This window comes from Bradyrhizobium sp. LA2.1, from assembly GCF_040547725.1.
GTDB lineage: Bacteria > Pseudomonadota > Alphaproteobacteria > Rhizobiales > Xanthobacteraceae > Bradyrhizobium > Bradyrhizobium barranii.
In genome coordinates this window covers 112,836-128,331 of record NZ_JBEPQI010000010.1, presented here as the reverse complement: position 1 = coordinate 128,331, position 15,496 = coordinate 112,836, and the positions used below count along the sequence as shown (strand labels likewise).

Genomic DNA, 15,496 nt, shown 5'->3' with positions numbered 1-15,496 from the left:
CGCTGCCCGGACACAGGCCTTGAACACTCTTCGCCAGCATCGGTCCATCGACGGCATCATCCAGCTCGTGATCCGGCTCGGATTGCTGGCACTGCTGATCCTGTGGACTTTCCTCATCATCCGCCCCTTCGTGCCAATCCTGGCCTGGAGTGCGGTACTCGCGGTGGCGTTCTATCCAGTCTTCGGCTGGCTTGCCAAGCGCCTCGGGGGCCGCCCGCGCACCGCCGCGTCCATTCTCACGCTGGTTACGCTGGGCATCGTCATTGGTCCTGCGGCCTGGCTCGGCATGAGCGCAGTCGACGGGATCAAGGATCTCGCGGGCCAGATCAGCAGCGGCGATCTCACGCTTACGGAGGCGCCCGAACAGATCAAGAGCTGGCCGCTGATCGGCCCCCAGCTCTACGATCTCTGGACCCAGGCCAACAGCAATATTCGCGCGGCGCTGAGCGAGGTGATGCCGTATCTGAAACCGCTTGCCGGGATGATGCTGTCGCTCGCCGGTGATGCCGGTGTCGGCACGCTCCAGTTCCTGCTGTCGGTATTCGTCGCCGGCTTCCTCTTTCCCTACGGTCCGCAGCTCGTCGACGCGGTGCGCGGCTTCCTGTTCCGGGTCGTACCGGAGCAGAGCGAGCATTTTCTGGAGCTCGCCGGCGCGACCATCCGCGCGGTGTCGCAGGGCATCATCGGTGTCGCAATCGTGCAGTCGCTACTGGCCGGCATCGGCTTCAAGCTCGCAGGCGCCCCGAGTGCCGGCCTGCTGGCATTCCTCGTCCTGTTGCTGTCGATCGTGCAGATCGGCCCCTTCCTCGTTCTCTTCCCCGTGGTCGTCTGGATCTGGATGGACAAGGACGTGACCACGGCGGTGCTCCTGACCGTCTTCCTCGGCGCCGTCGGCATCCTCGACAACATCCTGAAACCCATCGTCATGGGGCGCGGCCTGACCACGCCGACGATCGTGATCCTGATCGGGGTGATCGGCGGAACGCTCGCGCACGGAATCATCGGCCTCTTCATCGGGCCGATCATCCTGTCGGTCGCCTGGGAACTCGCGGCGGCCTGGATCCGAAACGACCGCGCCGCTGCGCCGAAAAGGCCGGAAGAGACCTGAATCTCCGCACGCATCACCTTTGACCTAAGTCAATCCTCTCGACACCCGATGCGCCTTGATCAGGTGAAGCCAGATCTGACCGCAGGCATGTCGATGGCCCATCAAACGTCGCAGCGGGATTGCGCATTCGGGCAAACGTCCCCGGCGATGACGGCCGTCGACTGACCGCCATGGATGCGATCCTTGCCATCGATGCGAATGCAGGAGGGGTGAACTTCCAGCTCTTCTCCGTACGAGGCGAGGGGAGGTTGGAACGACAAATCAAGGGACGGCTTGACGGGCTGGGCCGCCATCCGCGCCTCAGGGCGAGCAGAGCGAACGGCGATCCGTTGGCGCACCGCACCTATCAGAACGACGACGTCGATGACATCCCGGCGGCATGCGCGGTTGTCGATAGCTGGCTGCGGGACGAATTGGGAATCCAGCCGTTGGCCGTGGGGCATCGCGTCGCTCAGGGAGGACCAGATGACGCCCGGCCGGCCCTGATCGATGACGCCGTGATGGCGCGTCTGGAACGGCTGATTGCACTCGCGCCGCAGCTTCAGCCGTATAATCTCGCGCCAATCCGTATCATGCAGGCCAATCATCCGGCGCTACCGCAAGTCGCCTGCTTCGATACTGCGTTCCATCTCGGCACGGTGGTGGCGAACGGCAGCTATCCTATTGCGCATCAACTCTGCGCAGGTGACGTAAGGCGTTACGGGGCCCACGGTCTTTGCTACGAGTCGATCGCACGAGCTCTGACGCTCGAGGCCCCCGAGATTGCCGCGCGCCGCGTGATCGTTGCGTGCCTCGGCGACACCAGCTCGATGTGCGCGCTGAAGGAAGGCCGCAGCGTCGAAAGCACGAATGGATTCTATGCTCTTGGCGCATCGCCGTCGGACTATTCCGCGGGCGAAATCGATCCCGGCGACGTATTTCTGTTCACCAATCCGGGTGACGACGGTGCGGCGGCTCGTTTTCTGCGAGCAGAACAGGCCGTCGAGCACCTCGCCTACTGCGCCGGCCTCAACGCCGGCCTGCTCGCGGCCGCGCTGGAGGGGCTTGACGCCTTTGTTTTCACCGGCGCGATCGGCCAAGGCTCGACCGCGATCCGCGCGCGCATCGCCGAAAGGCTGAGTTGGCTCGGTGCTATACTGGATGCGAAGGCCAACGCCCATAACGCACGGCTGATCTCGCGCCGCGATAGTCGTATCCCTCTCTACGTGCTCCCGTCCGACGATGAATTGACCATCGCGCGGCACACGTTGGCGCTCTTGTTGAACGGGCCGTCGCCACGTTGAGGCAGCTTCCCGGAAAGCTGAAAAGGATTGGCGGCGCTCGATGCTTCTTCAATTCCTCGTCGGTACGCTGGTCAGCGTGATCAATATCGGAATCCATGCGCTGGTGACCATCGTCGCCATCGGGATCGCCCGCGGCGCGGGTTTGCGGCAAACCAGGAGACCAAGAGCGCACCTGATGGGTGTCATGGTCGCGACAGCCGTGGTGTTGCAGGTCGCGCATACGCTGGAGGTTCTGGTGTGGGCTCTGATGTATGAAGTCGTTCAGGCCGCCGCACCGGGCAGTGATGCGCTCTATTTCGCCTTCGTCAACTACACCACGCTCGGCTACGGCGATATCACGCCGGTGCGCGAATGGCGCCTCATCGGCCCGTTGACGGCTATGAATGGTGTCCTGCTGTTCGGCTGGTCGGCCGCCATCCTGTTCGAGGTCTTGCGCAAGACTCTCGAGCACCTCGGTGTAACCCAGGCGCCTGGCCTTAAATGATCCTGATACCGATGGAGGCTTCGGTCAAAGCCGGGCTCACCCCAGGAAAAGGATCATGGCCGTGAACGCCACCGGCAGCGTCCCGAACAAAACGACTGCGATCCGAAATGCGGTCTCGTTCCACATCGGAAGAGGCTAGCATCGGACGGTACCGGTGTGATGTGCAGTTTGTGCCATTCGCCGGTGTCGGCCCGCTCAAGGCTGCAGGTCGAGGCTTGCAAGCTGGTGCCGATCCAGCAGCACGATCTGACGCTGGGTGTTGCCGACGAAGCCGAGGGCGCCGAGCTCATGGAGCCGTGACAGCGCGCGGGATACCGTCTCCAGCGTCAGGCCGAGGTAATCGGCGATATCGCGCCGCGACATCGGCAGCGCCATGACGCCGGACGCCGTCAACCGCCCGTCCATCTCGAGCAGGAACGCCGCGACCCGCTCCAGCGAGGTCTTGCGGCCCAGCAGCAGCATGTGGTCCTCCGCATGCTGGAGGTTGTTCGTGGTCATGCTGAGGAGGTTTCTGGCCACCATCGCATCGCTTTCGGCCACCATTTCGAGGCTTTGCCGTCTGACCAGGCGCACCGTGGTGTCGACGATCGCTTCCGTGGTGAAGCGGTGCTCGTTGCCGTTCTCCAGGCCAAAAATGTCGCCGGCGAGGTGAAAGGCGCCAATCTGCCTGCGGCCGTCCGACAGCAGCTTGTAGCTTCGCACCGCACCGGACGTCACCTGATAGACATATTCGGCGGGCTCTCTCTCCCCGTAGATTTCGCTGCCTTTTTTATAGGTAAATTGGCTTAAACTGACGAGCGCATTTGAATCGCTGGTCATGCCGAGGTCACGAAGGGAGTTGGGACGCGGCGTCGAATCCGCTGCAATGCGAACGAACATAGGCCAACTCCTCAGCTCATCGCCGAATTGGTCTGTCGGACGAAAAGTCTCGCCGCTGGGAATGCGCCGCGCCGTCCCACTCCCGTCGAAGTTGATTTACGACTAAGGCGGCATTCTCATCCATTGTCCCAAGGTTCATTGTACCAAGGGACAGCGTGGACGCCTGTTGGGAGGTTGTTGCGCGGATTGAGAAGCTGTCGGAATTCAGCAAGAGGTGATGCGTGCCCGGCCTTGTTCACGTGGTGGACGACGACGATTCCTTCCGGACGGCGATCGCGCGCCGGTTGAAGCTCGCGGGCTACGACGTTGCGACCTACGCATCGGCGCAGGATTTGCTGGATGCGGCGCCTGATGACGCGCAGCCGGGATGTATCCTGCTCGACGTGTGGATACCGGGGCTGAGCGGCCCCGACTTGCAGACCCGCTTAGTCGCGGCGGGCTCGACGCTGCCAATCATATTCCTGACCGGACACGCCGACACGCCAACCACGGTGCAGGCCATCAAGGCCGGCGCGGAGGATTTCCTGACCAAGCCGGTATCCTCCGAGCAGTTGATCGCTGCGATTGAGCGCGCGATGGTGCGCCAGCACACCGCGCAGGCGCGTCGCGGAAGGCTCGAGACCTTCCGCATTCACCTCGCCGCATTGACGCATCGCGAGCGTCAGGTGTTCGATCTCATCGTCCGCGGCAGGATCAACAAGCAGATCGCGCATGAGCTTGGAACCACCGAGCGCACCGTGAAGGCGCACCGCCACCAGGTGATGGAGAAGATGCAGGTTCGTTCGCTGGCGGAGCTCGTTTCGATCGCGGAACGGCTTGGAATGCTCGATACGAGCGACGATTAGCTGATTTGTCGTCACGGCACAGTTCCCGCGGTGTGACTTCCCCAAGAGACAATATGAAATTCGTTGGTGCGGTGCTGCCATGCAGGGCGGCGAATGCGGCGCTTTGCCTGACACGCAAGTAGCCCAGGCAAATATGGTGCCGGCGCCGCCGTGATCAGTCATTCGTCTCGAAGGGGCACTTCCTTGCCAGAGCGTGACTCTGTTTTTGTCGTCGATGACGATCCGTCCATCCGGACCAGCGTGAACAGACTGCTCCGCGAGCATGGCTTTACCGCGACGCTCTTCGACTCTGCTGGAGCCTTGCTCCATCACGGCAGCTTCGACAAGGCGATCTGCATCGTTCTCGATATCGACCTGAACGGAAGGTCCGGCATCGACCTGCGCCGGCAACTGGCCGAGGAGGGTGTCACCGCACCGGTGATCTACATCACCGGAAATGACAGCTCGACGAACCGCGCGGCGGCGGTCGCGTCCGGATGCATTGCCTATCTGGTCAAGCCATTCACGGCGCAGTCCCTGATCGAGTCGGTGGCGCGTGCGTCGGCTGCGTAACGCAGCACGGCCGCTCATTCGTCGACATATTGCTCGAGCGTCCTGGCCGGTGCGCCCTTGTGGACGGACGCGAACTGCGCCAGCGGCACCGAGGTCGTCAATGCCAGAAGGTTTGAATCGACGACCTCGAGGGCGAGTGTCTTCCCTGACTCCATTTCCTTGATGATCGCGGGAGGCGCGACGTCGGCCGCAATGCAGGCGTTGGTCAGGCACCAGCTGTAGGGGATGCGGAGGGGGCTGCCCTGGTCGACGGTCAGCTTCGCCGGCTGTTGCAGGTACATGCCGACGGGCACGAAGAGCTGCAGCCTTGCCGAGGGAGTGCCTTCGCGCTCGATCAGGTCCACGCGAACAGCCGTCTGGCCGGTTGGAAACTTGCCGGTGATCGACGTCCGGCACAGCGTCGGCGCACCGCCTGCCTTGAAGCAGAGCTTCTGCCAGTCTCCGTAGACGATGTCCTTTGCCTCGCGCTGGCCGCGCGTCGCGACCTCGGCGGGTTTGTCGGCCTGCGCGGATTTCGGTGCGGCGATGCCGGCACATGTCGCGCTTCCGGCGACCGCGACGACCAGCAGGCCGGAGAGACAATTGCGGGGACTTGGCATGATGTGCCTCCGAACCTGAACTCTATTTCTGCGCGTCGAGGAACTTCGCCACCAGCGGCGACCACAGCGGGATCGCGTCCGGCGAGCCGATGAAGAAATGGCCCTCGCTGCCGAACGGCGGCATCAGATGATATTCGGCGCGGCCACCTGCCGCCGTGAATGCTGCATGCATGCGCTTCGACAGGTCGGGGCCGAAAAACGTGTCGTTCTCGATGTAGATCCACAGCATCGGCACCCGCGACGTGCTGCCGAAATCCGCGGTCGCCTCGACCAGCTTGTCGGATGCACAATTGTTATTCGGCTTGCCGCCGACCCGCCCGCCGCGGCCGGCGGCGAAGGTGATGATGGCCTTCACCTGTGGTGGGTTCACGCTGGACAAGGCGATGGAAGCCCAGCCTCCGGCGGACTGGCCGACCACGATCACGTCCTTTGGAATGATGCGTTTCTCGGCGGCCATGTAGTCGATGATCCAGAGATCGACCTTGGCGACTGCGAGGCCCGCATCATGGAAGTTGGGGTTCGTGCACTTTCCGACCTTGGAAAAGAATGGCCCATAGAGCGCGCGCTCGGGAATGTCGAGGGCCGCGGCGCCATAGCCGCTCCCGACCGGTGCGACCACGAGATAGCCGCGCTTGGCGAACCACTTTGCAGCGTCACGGAATTCCACCAGCGGGAAGAAGCTCCGGTCGGTCGGATTGAGAGAGACGCCGTGGTTCATGATCACCAGAGGGAAAGGGCCGTCGCCGACCGGGCGCACCAGATAGGCGAACATCGGCAACGGCAGCGGCAGAGCCCAGATCTCTTCCTGGATTCGGACCTCGTCCTCAGCCCGCGTTGGGGCGGAGAGCGAGGCCAGAACGAGCAGGGTGGTCGCCAGGGATCGAAGCGTTACAGCCAGAAGCGAGCGCATCGCGATCTCCTTCACCCCGTATACGTAGCGGCAACGACGATCGGGCCCAGCACCGTCAGCAACACGTTGCCGACCGCGTAGGGCACGGCGACACCGAGCACCGGCGTCTTGCTCTCGGCGACGTCGCACGCGCCTGTCACGGCGGCGTCGACCGTCATGGCACCGGCGAGCGCGCCGCAGGTCACGACCGGGTTCATGCGGAGCACGTAGCGGGCGAACAGGGTCCCGGCCGTTAGCGGGATCAGCGTGACGACGATGCCCATGCCGACCAGCAGGAGGCCGTGCGCCTGAATGGCTGTCCAGGCGGCGAGGCCGTTGCCGAGCCCAATCGCCGCGATGAAGCCGCCAAGCCCCAGATCGCTCAGCGTCTGTTGTGCCGCCGGTGGCAGCGCGCCCATGGTCGGGTTTCGCGACCGCAGCCAGCCGCAGACGAGGCCGGAGATCAGCGCGCCACCTCCGCCGCCGAGCGTCAGCGCGACGGCACCGACTTTGAAACTTGTAAGGCCGGCCAACAGACCGACGGCAATGCCTGCGGTGAGGAAAGCAATATCGGTCCGGTCGGACGCGTTGAGGGCGTGTCCGACCTGCGTCGTCGCCCGCGCAATATTGCGGGTGCTGCCGACCAGCGTCATGACGTCGCCGATATAGACGCGCGTGTCGGGGCCGAGCGGCACCTCGCGGCCCATGCGGGTCAGAGAGCGCAGGAACACGCCGCGCGTATCGTCGCCGAGCCGCTCGGCGATGTCCCGGATCGAACGGCCGTGCAGCTTGCGGTTTTCCACGAGGACCTCGGTCACGTTGCCGGGCAGGTTGCGCAGGAGTTCGCCGGCGTCGATTTCGACGCCGAGAAGGGGCTTGGCCGCCACGATTGCCGTGGTGGGGCCGGCAATCACGACATCGTCGCCGGCTTCGAGCCTGATGTCATGCTGCGGCTTGATGTCTGCTCCGGCGCGCACGATCCGCTCCACGACGGTGCGGCTGCCGATCTCGGCTTCGATAGCCGCGATCGTGGAGCCCGCGCCGGTCGAGACGCGATAGGCGCGCGCCTGGAATTTGCGATACGACAGGTTTTCGGTCTTCGGTGGCGCGCCGCCGGCCAGCTCGGCTTCGAGCTTCGCAGCCTCCGCCTTGAGATCGACCCGCATCAGGATGGGCGCGACGAACGGGACGAACAACAGCGTCAGGATGTAGCCGAGCACGTAGGTCACGGCATAGCCGGCCGCGATATTGGCCTCCTGCTGCTCCAGCGTCGCCTTCGGCAGGCCGAGTTGCGCCAGCGCGCCTGACGCGGTGCCGATCACCGAGGACTGGGTCAGCGCGCCGGCGGTCAGCCCCGCCGCAGTTCCGGTATCGAGCTCGAAGACATGAGCGAAGACGAGCACGATGACGAGGCCGGTGGCGCCGATCACCAGCGCCAGGACAACCTGCGACAGAGTCCGAAAGCTCAAGGAAGCAAAGAATTCCGGGCCGGAGCGGTAGCCTATGGTGAACACGAAGAGGCTGAACAGGATGGCCCTGAGGATCGGCGGAAAAGCGAAGCTTCCGAGTTGTCCGATCAGGACGGCGACGATCAGCACACAGGCGGTCGTTCCGATCGAGAAGCCGCGAATCTTGATCCGGCCGAGGAGGGAGCCGATAGCAATGGCCAGCAGCAGGAAGATTTCCGGAGCGGTGGAGATGATCCACCTGACGGTTTCCATGGTCGCAATTCCCCCGGTGCTTTGGCCGATTTGATTTGCGGGGAAGGGAGATTGCTTGATCCAGATCAAGCCTTGCCGGCGGCAGGGCGCCGCCTATGCGCGCATGCAGAACCTGCGACGGCCCGCATTGTCAGCATGAGCACCCTGGATGTCGTAGCCGATGCGGTGCGCCGCGATGAGACGGTCGAGATCGTCCTGCTGCTGGCTTTCGCCGGCGGCTATATCGATGCCTATACCTGGATCATCCACGGCGTGATGGCCAATGCCCAGACCGCCAACCTGATCCTTCTCTGGGTCTATGCGACCGCCGGCGACTGGGCGAAGGCGTTTCACTTCGTGCCGCCGATGCTGGCCTTCGCGGTTGGCATCGTGATCGCCGCCTGGCTGCGCCGCGCTGCCGGCGAACGGGCCAGCGCGATCAGCACGCTGATCGAGATTCTGCTCTTGATCGCGATCGGCATTCTGCACAATCGGCTGCCGGATATCGCCGGTACGCTCGGCATTTCGCTCGTTGCCGCGATGCAGACCGCGATCTTCACAAAGGTCGAGGGTGTGGTCTGTAGCACGGTGATGATTACCGGCAACATGCGCCAGGCGATCGAAAACATTTTTGCGGCTGCGTCCGGAGGCGCGCCGCCGCGAACGCTGCGCCGTTCGGGCATCTTCGTCGGCCTGTGCGCGGTGTTCGGCCTTGGCGCCGCTGTCGGGGCCCTTGCCACCAAAGGCATCCCGGATCTCGCGCTCGGCGTTCCCGTGATCGTGCTGCTGATCGTGCTGTTGCGGTGCGAGGTGCCGCATCACGAGGTGGTGCGGTGAGCGCGCCGTCCGAACCCGGATGGACCCGGTTCTTTCCGCCGGCCTCCTGGCTTGCTGGCTACCGGCGCGAATGGTTGCCCTTCGACGCCGTCGCCGGTGTGACGCTCGCCGCTTACGCCATCCCGGTCTCGCTGGCTTATGCGGCGCTCGCCGGTCTCGCGCCACAGGTCGGTGTCTACGGCTACATGCTCGGCGGCATCGGCTACGCTCTGCTCGGGTCGTCACGCCAGCTCGCGATCGGCCCGACTTCGGCGATCTCGCTGATGATCGCCGGGACAGTCGGCGCGCTGGCCGGCGGGGATGCGGTGCGCTATGCGCAGATCGCAAGCCTGGCGGCCTTCGCGGTGGCGGTGCTGTGCTTCATCGCCTGGCTGTTCAAGCTCAGCGTGCTCGTCCGCCTTGTCAGCGACAGCATTCTGGTTGGCTTCAAGGCTGGTGCCGGGCTCACCATCATCATGAGCCAGTTGCCGAGCCTGTTCGGGGTCGCCGGCGGCGGCCACAACTTTTTCGACCGCGCGATCAAGCTGGCAGGGCAACTTGGGCATGTCGATGTCCTCGTACTGGGGATCGGCGCAGTTGCACTGCTGCTGCTCCTGCTTGGCGAGCGGTTTCTGCCGGGCAAACCGGTCGGCATCACGATCGTGGCGCTTGCGATCGTGGTGGCGACGCTGTTCGGCCTTCCGGCCCTCGGTGTGCCCGTCACCGGGAAGATACCGGAAGGGTTGCCGACACCGGGGTTGCCGACATTCGGGCTGCTGGAGTTCGACGATCTCTTCCCGCTCGCCGCCGGATGCGTGCTGCTCGCCTACATCGAAGGGGTTTCGGCCGCCCGCAGCTTTGCCGCCAGGCACGGCTATCCCCTCGACGTGCGGCAGGAGTTTTTGGGTCTTGGCGCCGCGAACCTCGCGGCCGCCTTTGGCCATGGCTATCCCGTCGCAGGCGGCCTGTCGCAATCGGCCGTCAATGACAGCGCCGGCGCACGGACGCCGCTGGCGCTGGTGATTTGCTCCGTGACGCTCGGGCTGTGCCTTCTGTTCTTCACGGGGCTGCTGACCAATCTGCCCAAGGCGGTGCTCGCAGCCATCGTCTTTGCCGCGGTCTATAAGCTCGTGGACGTGCGTGCGCTGCTGCGGATGTGGCGGGTCAGCCGGATCGATTTCTACGCGGCGGCGATTGCCTTGGTATCTGTGCTGCTGCTCGGCATCCTCCAGGGCGTCCTACTGGCAGCGATTGCGTCGATCTTCCTGCTGCTGGCGCGCGCCTCGCGGCCGAATGTCGCGTTCCTTGGCCGATTGCCCGGCAGCGGCCGCTATTCCGACAGCGCCAGGCATGAGGACGTCGAGCCGCTGGCCGGAATCATCGCATTCCGCCCCGAAGCATCGCTGCTCTACATCAATGCCGAGACGATCCTGGAGACGGTCCTGATCGCGCTCCGGAGGTCGCCAGGCATCCGGCTGGTAGCCTGCGATCTTTCGGCCTCGCCTTATATCGATCTGGCCGGCGCGCGCATGCTGCACGAGCTCTACGACGAACTCGCCTCCCGCGAAGTCATCTTCTGCATCGTCGGCGCGCATGCGCAGCTGCGCGACCTGCTGCGCGCCGAAGGGCTGGCGGAGAAAACCGACAGTGGCCAATGGCTGCGGTCGCTCGACAGCGTCCTGGGCGACGACCCAGCCAATGCGGCGCAACGAAGCGTCTGACGCCCCGGTATTGTGATGCAGAGGGCATCGTCCTGTCCGTCCGCCCGATCAGAATGCGCGACCGTTGACTTGGATCAATGGAGCGACCGGCCCCGCACTCACGATCCTGCATCACCTTTGCCTATGGGATCGGGAGAGCCGCATGTCCAAAGAAGCCAAGCCCGCGCAAAAGCGCATCGATCAGTTCTTCTCCGGGCCCGGCGGACGGGCGGACAACTGGCGCGATCTGGTGGAGGCCGCAAAGGCGTGGGTGCGTGGCGGGGATCGCGCGAAATATGACGCTGCGCTGGCCGATCTCTCCATAACGGAGGAATTTCACGGCTATCCCGGCCTTCACCTCATGGCGGTCCTGCGGGACGCGGCCGCGGCCGGCGATGCGGCGGGCTCACTCGCCCTTGCGACACGGATGATGCAGGCCTTGACGACGAGGTCGTTTCGCCAACATGCCGGCGACGGGAGCGCCAATGACGAGGGCAACGGCGACGCTCCCGATCTCGTGCCGCAAATGTCCGGGCAGCATGGTGCGCGCCGTCCCTATTTCGAGACACTGATCGTCACCGGCCTCTCGTCCGGCAATTGGCCCGCGCTCGCCAACGAATGGCGCAAGCTGCGGCGGCCGGTCGATCCATTCGTCTATGAGCCGGTCATCGTCGGCAGCCTCGAAGATGCCTTCTGCGCCGCCATCCTGAATCCCAATCTCGCAGCCGTCGTCGTCAACGAGGGCTTTGCGCTGCGCTCACGCCATGACGCGCCGGTGCTCCGTACGATGACCTCGTCGGCCGGGTTGAACGACGAGTCCGATGCCTCGGCGCTGCGGCTTGCCCACGTCATCAAGCGGGTCCGCCCCGAGCTCGACCTCTATTTGATGTCCAATCGCGACGTTGAGGCGATGGCCGGAAATCCCGAGGCCGATGTCGTCCGCCGCATCTTCTATTCGGTCGAGGAACTGCTCGAGCTGCATCTCTCGATCCTGGAAGGGGTGCAGGATCGCTACGACACGCCGTTCTTCGACAATCTGAAGAAATACGCACAGCGTCCGATCGGAACGTTCCATGCGTTGCCGATCGCGCGCGGCAAATCGGTCTTCAAGTCGGACTGGATTCGCGACATGGGCGAGTTCTACGGCCTGAACCTGTTCCTGGCCGAAAGCAGCGCGACCACCGGCGGCCTGGACAGCCTGCTGGAGCCGACCGGCAACATCAAGAAGGCGCAGGATAAGGCCGCACGCGCGCTTGGCGCCGATCGCGTCTTCTTCGTCACCAACGGCACCTCGACCTCGAACAAGATGGCGGTGCAGGCGCTGCTCGCGCCGGGCGACATCGCGATCGTCGACCGCAATTGTCACAAGTCGCATCATTACGGCATGGTGCTGGCCGGCGCGCAGCCGCTCTATGTCGAAGCCTTCCCGATGACGGAATATTCGATGTACGGCGCCGTGCCGCTGAAGACCATCAAGCAGGCGTTGCTGAACGCCAAGGCCGATGGCCGGCTCGACCGCGTCAAGCTGCTGGACCTGACCAACTGCACCTTCGACGGCCACATCTACAACACCCGCCGGGTCATGGAGGAATGCCTCGCCATCAAGCCCGACCTGATCTTCCTGTGGGACGAGGCCTGGTTCGGCTTTGCGCGCTTCTCGCCGTTCCTGCGACGGCGCACCGCGATGGGCGCCGCCAATGAGATCGAGGCCTGGATGCGCGATCCGAGATCGGTCGCAGCTTACGAAGCCCAACAAGCCACGCTCGGCAAGAATCCCTCGAACGAGGTGCTGCTCAAGACCCGGCTGATCCCCGATCCGCGCCAGATCCGCTTGCGCGTCTATCAGACCAATTCGACCCACAAGTCGATGTCGGCGATCCGTCAGGGCTCGATGCTCTCGGTCAAGGACGTCGAATTCCACACGGTCGAGCAGCAGTTCAAGGAGGCCGTCTTTACCCATGCCTCCACGAGTCCGAACCAGCAGTTGATCGCGAGCCTCGACGTCTCGCGGCGCCAGATGGAGCTGGAAGGGTATGGTCTGGTGGCCAACGCGATCGAGATCGCGCTCGCCATCCGTCACGCCGTCAACACCAATCCGCTGCTCTCGAAATATTTCCGCATTCTCGGCGCCGACGCCATGGTGCCGGCGCAATATCGCCAGAGCGGCTTCACCGATTATCTGGCCGTCGGCGCGAACTGGGCGAGCGCTTTGAAGAGCCTGGACGAGGATGAGTTCTGTCTCGATCCGACCCGCATGACACTGGTGTGCGGCACCGCCGGTTACGACGGCACCCAGTTCAAGGGCATCCTGGCGAACGACTACAACATCCAGGTCAACAAGACCTCGCGCAATTCGGTGCTGCTGCAGTCCAACATCAACAACACTCGCAGCGACGTCGCGCATCTTGTCAGGGTTTTGGCCGAGATCGCAGGCGAGGTGGATCGCGGCCTCGCCCGGGGCGGTGCCAATGCGAAGAAGACCTTCGAGGCGCGGGTGAAGAGCCTGATGACTGACGTGCCTGATTTGCCGAACTTCTCGCATTTCCACCAGAGCTTTCGAGGCGATGCCGGCAGCAAGACCAATGAGGGTGACATCCGCAGCGGATTCTACGCGGCCTACGACGCGGCGGGATGCGAATATATCAGGCTCGCCGATCCCGAGATCGACCGCCGCCTGAAAGCCGGCCCCGACCTCGTCTCCGCCAGCTTCGTGATTCCCTATCCGCCGGGCTTCCCGATCATGGTGCCGGGTCAGGTCATCACCCAGGAAACCATCGACTTCATGCGCAAGCTCGATGTGAAGGAGATCCATGGCTACGACGCCAAGGAAGGCCTCAAGCTCGTGCGCGCCGAAGCCTTGGCGAAGATCGGCAAGCCCAAGCCCGGCGCGCAGCCGAAGCTGAAGGCCGCTTCGTAAAAAGGGGACGAACATGCAAGGCTTTTTCACCTTCCTGCAGCAGAATCCGTTTCTGCTGTTGTTCTTCGTCGTTGGTCTTGCCGTCTATATCGGGCGAGCCAGCATCAAGGGCTATGGCCTCGGCATGGTTGCCGGTGCCATCGTGGTGGGCGCCGGCTTGTCGGTCTGGGCATCCACCTATGGTGTGAAGCTCGAGCTGAACAATTTCGTCAAGAGCCTGTTCTACTATCTCTTCATGTACGGCGTGGGCTTGCGCGTCGGTCCGTCCTTCATCAACAGCCTGAAGGGCGACGGGCTAAAATTCTGTGTCCTGGCCGTGGTGTCGAGTGTTCTTGGCCTCGCACTCGTCGTCATCTGTACGAAGTTGTTCGCGCTGCCGATCGGCGCCGCCGGTGGCATGCTGGCGGGGTCTCAGACCATGTCGGCTGCAATCGGTTCGGCCGAGCAGGCCGTCACCTCCGGTGTCGTCAAGCTGCCCGAGGGCATGAAGCCCGAGGACGCCTCCGGGATGATCGCGTTGTCCTACGGCATCACTTACATCTGGGGCACCGTCGGCATCATCCTGATCTGCAAATATCTGCCGCGCTGGTGGGGGATCGACGCCAAGGCCGCCGCCAAGCAGTATGAGCGGGAATTTGGTGTCAAGGATCTCGAGGGCGGCGGCCTGACCGGTTATCGCCAGTTCGCCCTGCGGGCCTACCGGCTGGAAAATCCCGCGACGGTCGGCATGAGCATCGCAAAATTCCGTACCGTGAATCCGGAATACCGCATCGTCAATGTTGGGCGGAACGGTGAGCCGCAAGGCGCCGATGCTGACCTCGTCTTGCAAAAGGGCGACATCGTCGCGCTGGGCGGTGCGACCGAGCATCTCACGGAGAAAATGGGCCTGATCGGTCCGGAGGTTGCGGACGCCAAGACGCTCGGCATCCCCATGGACCAGGCGGACATCCTCGTCACCAACAAGGACATGGTGGGACGCACCTTCGAGTCCTTCCGCGACACCGCAATCGCCGGCCAGTTGCAGGTGACCAAGGTCGAGCGTGGAGGCGTCCAGATTCCGGCGGGTCTCAAGACCAAGCTGGAGCGGATGGACATCGTCTCCGTGGTCGGTCTGAAGTCCGCGGTCAACGATCTCGGCGAGATGTGGGGGCGCATCGCGCGCACCAACACCTCGACCGACCTGCTGACGCTGGCGGTCGGCATGATCATCGGCTTCCTGATCGGCATGATCGAATTCCCGGCCTTCGGCGCCAAGATCGGCCTCGGCAACGCGGGTGGTCTCCTGCTCTCGGGCGTCATCGTGTCCTCGATCGTGTCGCGCTTGCGCTTCTTCGGCAACACGCCGAACGCGGCGCGCAATGTGCTGGAGGATCTCGGTCTCGTGGTCTTCGTCGCGATCGTCGGCGTCAATGCCGGCGCCGGTCTGCTGGCACAGCTCACCGGTGCGGTCGCCTTGAAGATCTTCCTCGCCGGTTTCATCGCTTGGACGATCCCGCCGTTCATCGTCTGGGCGATCGGCTTCCACCTCTTCAAGATCAATCCGGCGGTGCTGATGGGCGGCGTTGCCGGCGCCCGGTCGCATTCCGGGCCGTGCCGTGAAGCCGCAGTCGAAATCCAGAGCTCCGTGCCATGGATCGGCTTCCCGGTCGCCTACGCCGTATCGGGCATCCTGCTCACCGTGTTCGGCTACTTCGCGATGATCCTGGCACAATAGTCCGTTGCAA

General features: G+C 63.9%; 13 protein-coding genes. 9 read left to right on the top strand and 4 right to left on the bottom strand.

Translation table 11 applies throughout. The annotated features are described in order from the left end of the window. Nucleotides 1–19: 19 nt before the first annotated feature. From ABIB95_RS21105 to ABIB95_RS21095, 3 genes are all read left to right on the top strand, one after another. Complete coding sequence (locus ABIB95_RS21105; RefSeq protein WP_354115791.1) at nucleotides 20–1,108, top strand: AI-2E family transporter; 1,089 nt, start codon at nucleotides 20–22, stop codon at nucleotides 1,106–1,108. 170 nt (nucleotides 1,109–1,278) lie between these two features. Further along, the gene (locus ABIB95_RS21100; protein WP_354241765.1) at nucleotides 1,279–2,391 is read left to right on the top strand and encodes an acetate kinase; all 1,113 of its coding nucleotides are present in this window, start codon (nucleotides 1,279–1,281) and stop codon (nucleotides 2,389–2,391) included. 40 nt (nucleotides 2,392–2,431) lie between these two features. Further along, nucleotides 2,432–2,875 (top strand): potassium channel family protein, encoded by a 444-nt coding sequence (locus ABIB95_RS21095; protein ID WP_354241762.1) that lies wholly within the window; start codon nucleotides 2,432–2,434, stop codon nucleotides 2,873–2,875. 195 nt (nucleotides 2,876–3,070) lie between these two features. On the opposite strand, the gene ABIB95_RS21090 is transcribed toward ABIB95_RS21095, so the two are convergent. Then, nucleotides 3,071–3,754 carry a helix-turn-helix domain-containing protein gene (locus tag ABIB95_RS21090; RefSeq protein WP_063981852.1) on the bottom strand — a complete coding sequence of 228 codons (684 nt, stop codon included), beginning with the start codon at nucleotides 3,752–3,754 and terminating at the stop codon, nucleotides 3,071–3,073. A gap of 221 nt (nucleotides 3,755–3,975) precedes the next feature. On the opposite strand from ABIB95_RS21090, the gene ABIB95_RS21085 reads away from it, so the two are divergent. Together ABIB95_RS21085 and ABIB95_RS21080 are read left to right on the top strand one after the other, a co-directional pair. After that, complete coding sequence (locus tag ABIB95_RS21085; RefSeq protein WP_354241758.1) at nucleotides 3,976–4,599, top strand: response regulator transcription factor; 624 nt, start codon at nucleotides 3,976–3,978, stop codon at nucleotides 4,597–4,599. A gap of 183 nt (nucleotides 4,600–4,782) precedes the next feature. Then, on the top strand, nucleotides 4,783–5,151 hold the full coding sequence (locus tag ABIB95_RS21080) for a response regulator transcription factor (RefSeq protein WP_354241755.1): 369 nt from the start codon (nucleotides 4,783–4,785) through the stop codon (nucleotides 5,149–5,151). Between the two features lie 14 nt (nucleotides 5,152–5,165). On the opposite strand, the gene ABIB95_RS21075 is transcribed toward ABIB95_RS21080, so the two are convergent. The 3 genes from ABIB95_RS21075 to ABIB95_RS21065 are packed head-to-tail and all read right to left on the bottom strand — an operon-like array spanning nucleotide 5,166 to nucleotide 8,360. Next, a complete protein-coding gene (locus ABIB95_RS21075; RefSeq protein ID WP_063981855.1) occupies nucleotides 5,166–5,750 on the bottom strand; it encodes an invasion associated locus B family protein in 585 nt (194 codons plus the stop codon). 22 nt (nucleotides 5,751–5,772) lie between these two features. Next, nucleotides 5,773–6,660 (bottom strand): alpha/beta hydrolase family protein, encoded by an 888-nt coding sequence (locus tag ABIB95_RS21070; RefSeq protein ID WP_354241751.1) that lies wholly within the window; start codon nucleotides 6,658–6,660, stop codon nucleotides 5,773–5,775. 11 nt (nucleotides 6,661–6,671) lie between these two features. Next, a complete protein-coding gene (locus ABIB95_RS21065) occupies nucleotides 6,672–8,360 on the bottom strand; it encodes an aspartate:alanine exchanger family transporter (protein WP_354241748.1) in 1,689 nt (562 codons plus the stop codon). Between the two features lie 135 nt (nucleotides 8,361–8,495). Between ABIB95_RS21065 and ABIB95_RS21060 the strand changes: the two genes are divergently transcribed. From ABIB95_RS21060 to ABIB95_RS21045, 4 genes are all read left to right on the top strand, one after another. After that, complete coding sequence (locus ABIB95_RS21060) at nucleotides 8,496–9,176, top strand: YoaK family protein (RefSeq protein WP_354241745.1); 681 nt, start codon at nucleotides 8,496–8,498, stop codon at nucleotides 9,174–9,176. Further along, nucleotides 9,173–10,876, top strand: a complete 1,704-nt coding sequence (locus tag ABIB95_RS21055) for a SulP family inorganic anion transporter (RefSeq protein WP_354241742.1) — start codon at nucleotides 9,173–9,175, stop codon at nucleotides 10,874–10,876. The genes ABIB95_RS21060 and ABIB95_RS21055 overlap by 4 nt, the downstream gene beginning before the upstream one ends. Before the next feature lie 142 nt (nucleotides 10,877–11,018). Next, a complete protein-coding gene (locus tag ABIB95_RS21050; RefSeq protein ID WP_354241739.1) occupies nucleotides 11,019–13,772 on the top strand; it encodes a decarboxylase in 2,754 nt (917 codons plus the stop codon). 13 nt (nucleotides 13,773–13,785) lie between these two features. After that, entirely contained in the window at nucleotides 13,786–15,486 is a 1,701-nt protein-coding gene (locus ABIB95_RS21045; RefSeq protein ID WP_354241736.1) for an aspartate:alanine exchanger family transporter, read from the top strand. Nucleotides 15,487–15,496 lie beyond the last annotated feature (10 nt).

Coding starts and splice junctions, on each gene's coding strand:
- ABIB95_RS21060 (WP_354241745.1), top strand. CDS start 8,496: ATGAGCACCCTGGATGTCGTAGCCGATGCGGTGCGCCGCGATGAGACG.
- ABIB95_RS21100 (WP_354241765.1), top strand. CDS start 1,279: ATGGATGCGATCCTTGCCATCGATGCGAATGCAGGAGGGGTGAACTTC.
- ABIB95_RS21095 (WP_354241762.1), top strand. CDS start 2,432: ATGCTTCTTCAATTCCTCGTCGGTACGCTGGTCAGCGTGATCAATATC.
- ABIB95_RS21045 (WP_354241736.1), top strand. CDS start 13,786: ATGCAAGGCTTTTTCACCTTCCTGCAGCAGAATCCGTTTCTGCTGTTG.
- ABIB95_RS21050 (WP_354241739.1), top strand. CDS start 11,019: ATGTCCAAAGAAGCCAAGCCCGCGCAAAAGCGCATCGATCAGTTCTTC.
- ABIB95_RS21075 (WP_063981855.1), bottom strand. CDS start 5,750: ATGCCAAGTCCCCGCAATTGTCTCTCCGGCCTGCTGGTCGTCGCGGTC.
- ABIB95_RS21070 (WP_354241751.1), bottom strand. CDS start 6,660: ATGCGCTCGCTTCTGGCTGTAACGCTTCGATCCCTGGCGACCACCCTG.
- ABIB95_RS21065 (WP_354241748.1), bottom strand. CDS start 8,360: ATGGAAACCGTCAGGTGGATCATCTCCACCGCTCCGGAAATCTTCCTG.
- ABIB95_RS21090 (WP_063981852.1), bottom strand. CDS start 3,754: ATGTTCGTTCGCATTGCAGCGGATTCGACGCCGCGTCCCAACTCCCTT.